Below are 1,610 nucleotides of genomic sequence, written 5' to 3' on the forward strand. Positions count from 1 at the left end.
GCTTTCGGCGAGATCGCCCATGCCATTGCCAGTCACGGCGTTTTTCACGTATACCGCGACGGCGCCGGCAATCAGGCCTGCGGCAAGCGCGATTAGAACCAGTTTGGCGGAGACCGGGCTTTTGCGGCTCTTCTTCTCTGTCATGTCATTCTCCAGATAGGCACTTCATGGCTTCCGACAACAGCACCTCGAACAAGATGTGGGGCGGACGTTTCGCCTCCGGTCCCGATGCGATCATGGAGGAGATAAATGCCTCCATCGATTTCGACAAGGCGCTCTATAACGAGGATATCGACGGCTCGATCGCCCATGCCACGATGCTTGCCGAAAAAGCCATCATTACGAAAGAGGACAGCGCCTCAATTATCGAGGGTCTGACTACAATTCGCCGTGAGATCGAGGCGGGCGATTTCGCCTTCTCGCGCCAGCTCGAGGATATTCACATGAATATCGAGGCGCGGCTGCGCGAGCTGATCGGCCCCGCCGCCGGCCGCCTGCACACCGCCCGCTCGCGCAACGACCAGGTCGCGCTCGATTTTCGCCTGTGGGTGAAGAAGGAGCTGCAGCGCACCGAGGCGGCACTCACCCGGCTGATCGACGTGTTTTTGACGCGCGCGGAAGAGCATGCCGATACGGTGATGCCCGGCTTCACCCATCTGCAGACCGCCCAACCCGTCACCTTCGGCCACCACTGCATGGCCTATGTCGAGATGTTCGGCCGCGACCGGGCTCGCGTGCGCCACGCGATCGAGCATCTGGATGAAAGCCCGATCGGGGCGGCGGCCCTTGCGGGCACCGGCTTTGCCATCGACCGGCACATGACGGCCGCAGCACTTGGTTTCAGCGGCGGGCCGACGCGCAATTCGATCGATACGGTCTCGGACCGCGATTTCGCGCTGGAGTTCCTGTCGCTCGCCTCGATTTGCGCCACGCATCTGTCGCGGCTGGCGGAGGAAATCGTGATCTGGTCGACGCCGCAGTTCAATTTCGTGCGGCTGTCTGACAGTTTTTCCACCGGCTCCTCGATCATGCCGCAGAAGAAGAACCCGGATGCCGCCGAACTCGTGCGCGCCAAGACCGGCCGCATCAACGGTTCGCTGGTGGCGCTCTTGACGGTGATGAAGGGCCTGCCGCTCGCCTATTCCAAGGACATGCAGGAAGACAAGGAACAGGTGTTCGACGCCGCCCGCAACCTCGATCTCGCGATCGCCGCGATGACCGGCATGGTCGGCGACCTGACCGTCAATGTCGAAGCCATGAAGGCCGCCGCCGGCTCTGGCTTTTCCACCGCCACCGATCTGGCCGACTGGCTGGTGCGCGAGGCGGGCCTGCCGTTCCGCGACGCCCACCACGCGACGGGCGCCGCCGTGGCGCTGGCGGAGAAGAAGGGCTGCGATCTGGCCGAACTCTCGCTGGAGGAATTGCAGGGCATCAACCCGGCGATCACCGATGGCATTTTCGACGTGCTGACGGTGGAGGCCTCCGTCGCCAGCCGCAAGAGCTTCGGCGGCACGGCGCCGGACGAGGTGAGGAAGCAGGTCGCCTGGTGGCGCGAGCGGGTCTGAGCCGGCCGCATAGCCCCCGAACCTTCTCGCCCCGGAGGGGAGAGA

At 63.9% G+C, this 1,610-nt stretch carries 1 protein-coding gene; it reads left to right on the forward strand.

What is annotated here, in order from left to right:
• The first annotated feature begins 167 nt into the window (after positions 1-167).
• Positions 168-1,565 carry an argininosuccinate lyase gene (gene argH, locus B4E36_RS08425; RefSeq protein ID WP_292057419.1) on the forward strand — a complete coding sequence of 466 codons (1,398 nt, stop codon included), beginning with the start codon at positions 168-170 and terminating at the stop codon, positions 1,563-1,565.
• The last annotated feature ends 45 nt before the right edge of the window (positions 1,566-1,610 follow it).

This window comes from Martelella sp. UBA3392, assembly GCF_002358775.1.
Lineage (GTDB): Bacteria > Pseudomonadota > Alphaproteobacteria > Rhizobiales > Rhizobiaceae > Martelella > Martelella mediterranea.